Annotated in this window: 2 protein-coding genes; both read left to right on the top strand. The window is 66.8% G+C overall.

Annotation, left to right across the window (positions count from 1 at the left end):
* Positions 1-60 precede the first annotated feature (60 nt).
* Entirely contained in the window at positions 61-2,889 is a 2,829-nt protein-coding gene (locus tag ACK42S_RS16540; RefSeq protein WP_409710099.1) for a valine--tRNA ligase, read from the top strand.
* Positions 2,890-2,973: 84 nt separating this feature from the next.
* Positions 2,974-3,556 (top strand): UTP--glucose-1-phosphate uridylyltransferase (locus ACK42S_RS16535; protein WP_409710096.1); only part of this gene is annotated, 583 nt, incomplete at its 3' end.

The following is a 3,556-nucleotide window of genomic DNA, read 5'->3' as shown; positions in this document are numbered from 1 at the left end:
CCAGGTTTGGCGGCGTCCCGTGGGACGCCGCTTTCGTTTTCCCCTCGCACGCCCGGCCCCATGACCGAACTCGCCAAGTCCTTCGAGCCCGCCGCCATCGAGGCCCACTGGGGCCCGCTGTGGGAGCAGCGCGGCCTGTACGCGCCCACGCTCGACCCGGCCCGGCCCTCGTTTTGCATCCAGTTGCCGCCGCCCAACGTCACCGGCACGCTGCACATGGGCCATGCGTTCAATCAGACGATCATGGACGCGCTCACGCGCTACCACCGCATGCGCGGCCACAACACCCTGTGGGTGCCCGGCACCGACCATGCCGGCATCGCCACCCAGATCGTGGTGGAGCGCCAACTCCAGGCCAAAACCGGCCAGTCGCGCCACGACCTCGGACGCAAGAATTTCGTGGCCAAGGTGTGGGAATGGAAGGAGGCCTCCGGCTCCACCATCACCCGCCAGATGCGCCGCATGGGTGACTCGGTGAGCTGGGGCCACGAGTACTTCACGATGGACGAGAAGCTGTCCAAGGTGGTCACCGAAACCTTCGTGCGGCTGTACGAGCAGGGGCTGATCTACCGCGGCAAGCGCCTGGTGAACTGGGACCCGGTGCTCAAGTCGGCCGTGTCCGACCTGGAGGTCACCAGCGAAGAGGAAGACGGTCATCTCTGGCTGATCCGCTATCCGCTGGCCGACGGTTCCGGCGAGGTGGTGGTGGCCACCACCCGGCCCGAGACGATGCTGGGCGATACCGCCGTGATGGTGCACCCCGAGGACGAGCGCTACACCGCCTTCCACGGCAAGCAAGTGAGGCTGCCGCTGACCGGCCGCACCATCCCCGTGATCACCGACGAATACGTGGACCGCGAATTCGGCACCGGCGTGGTGAAGGTGACGCCGGCGCACGACTTCAATGACTACGCGGTGGGCCAGCGGCATGGGCTGCCGATGATCACGATCTTCACGCTCGACGCGAAGACCAACGAAGAGGTGCCCGAAGCCTATCGGGGCCTGGACCGCTTCGAGGCCCGCAAGAAGGTGGTGGCCGATCTCGAAGCCCAGGGCCTGCTGGTGCAGGTGAAGAAGCACAAGCTCATGGTGCCGCGCTGCGAGCGCACCGGCCAGATCGTCGAGCCCATGCTCACCGACCAGTGGTTTGTGGCCGTGAGCAAGCCCGGGCCCGACGGCAAGAGCATCGCGCAGAAGGCCATCGAGGTGGTCGACAACGGCTCGGTGAAGTTTTTCCCCGAGCAGTGGGTGAACACCTACCACCAGTGGATGAAGAACATCCAGGACTGGTGCATCTCCCGTCAGCTCTGGTGGGGCCACCAGATCCCCGCCTGGTACGGCACGGGCGGCGAGCTCTTCGTGGCCCGCAGCGAAGAAGAGGCCCGTGCCAAGGCGACTGAAGCCGGCTACACCGGCGCTCTCACGCGCGACGAGGACGTGCTCGACACCTGGTACTCCTCGGCCCTGGTGCCTTTCTCCTCGCTGGGCTGGCCTGAGAAGACGAAGGAGCTCGAACTCTTCCTGCCCTCGTCCGTGCTGGTCACCGGCTTCGACATCATCTTCTTCTGGGTGGCCCGGATGATCATGATGACGGTGCACTTCACCGGCCAGGTGCCTTTCCACCACGTCTACATCCACGGCCTGGTGCGCGACGCCCATGGCAAGAAGATGAGCAAGTCCGAGGGCAACGTGCTCGACCCGGTGGACCTGATCGACGGCATCGCACTCGAACCCCTGCTCGAAAAACGCACCACCGGCCTGCGCCGGCCCGAGACCGCGCCCAAGGTGCGTGAGGCCACGAAGAAAGAATTTCCCGAGGGCATCCCCGGCTATGGGGCCGATGCGCTGCGCTTCACCTTCGCTGCGCTGGCCAGCCTGGGTCGCAACATCAACTTCGACAGCAAGCGCTGCGAGGGTTACCGCAACTTCTGCAACAAGCTGTGGAACGCCACGCGCTTCGTGCTGATGAACTGCCAGGGCCAGGACTGCGGTCTGGCCGAGCACGGCGCCCAGGAGTGCGTGAGCGGCGGCTACCTCGACTTCTCGCAGGCCGACCGCTGGATCGTGGGCGAGCTGCAGCGGGTGGAGGCCGCCGTGGCCCAGGGCTTCGCGGACTACCGGCTGGACAATGTGGCCAACGCGATCTACCAGTTCGTGTGGGACCAGTACTGCGACTGGTACCTCGAGATCGCCAAGGTGCAGATCGCCACCGGCGACGCCGCCCGGCAACGCGCAACGCGACGCACCCTGATCCGCGTGCTCGAGACCGTGCTGCGCCTGCTGCATCCGATCACCCCGTTCATCACGGAAGAACTCTGGCAGAAGGTGGCCCCGGTGGCCGGCCGCAAGGCGGCGGGCTCGGAGGCCTTCATCGTGAGCGCGCCCTACCCCGTGGCCCAGCCCGAGCGCATCGACGCCCAGGCCGACGCCTGGATGGACAAGCTCAAGGCCCTGGTGGGCGCGTGCCGCAACCTGCGCGGCGAGATGGGCCTGTCGCCGGCCGAGCGCGTGCCGCTGTATGCCTTGGGCGACGCCGCCTTCATCGAGGCCGCCGCCCCGCTGCTCAAGGCCCTGGCCAAGCTCAGCGACGTGAAGCTGTTCACCGACACCGCCGCCTTTGCCGAGGCGACGAAGCTGGCGCCGGTGTCCGTGCTGGGCGAGGCCCACCTGGCGCTGCATGTGGAAATCGATGTGGCTGCCGAGCGCGAGCGCCTGGGCAAGGAAGTCAAGCGACTGGAGGCCGAAATCGCCAAGGCCAGCGCCAAGCTCGGCAACGAGAGCTTCGTGGCGCGCGCCCCGGCGGCCGTGGTCGAGCAGGAACGGCAGCGCCTGGCTGACTTTGGATCGACGCTGGCCAAGCTGCGTGAGCAGATCGCCCGCCTGGGCTGAGCAAGGCCGGCCCCATGTTCAGGGGCCCCCTGTCCGCGGGAGGCCGACAGACAGCCCTCCGCGGAAACGAGTACAAACACGCCCATGATCACCAAAGCCGTTTTTCCCGTTGCCGGCCTCGGCACCCGCTTCCTGCCCGCCACCAAGGCGCAGCCCAAGGAGATGCTGCCCGTGGTGGACAAGCCGCTCATCCAGTACGCCGTCGAGGAAGCCTACGACGCGGGCATCCGCGAGATGATCTTCGTGACCGGCCGCACCAAGCGCCCGATCGAAGACCACTTCGACATGGCTTACGAGCTGGAAACCGAGCTCGAAGCCGCCGGCAAGCACGAGCTGCTGAAAGTGGTGCAGTCCATCAAGCCCGAGGACATGGAATGCGTGTTCGTCCGCCAGCCCAAGATGCTGGGCCTGGGACACGCCGTGCTGTGCGCCGAGCGCCTGGTGGGCAACGATCCCTTTGCCGTGCTGTTGGCTGACGACCTGATGGTGGGCGCCAAAGGCATCACCCGCCAGATGGTCGAGATCTTCAGCGAATGGCGCGTGTCCATCCTGGCCGTGCAGGAAGTGCCGGCCGAGCAGACGCGGCGCTACGGCATCTGCGCCGGCACGCCGGTGAACGAGCGCCTGATGGACCTGACCCAGATCGTCGAGAAGCCCGCCCCCGAGA

Source organism: Caldimonas sp., from assembly GCF_046289365.1.
Taxonomy (GTDB): Bacteria; Pseudomonadota; Gammaproteobacteria; order Burkholderiales; family Burkholderiaceae_C; genus Caldimonas.
This window is presented reverse-complemented; position numbering and strand designations above follow the sequence as displayed.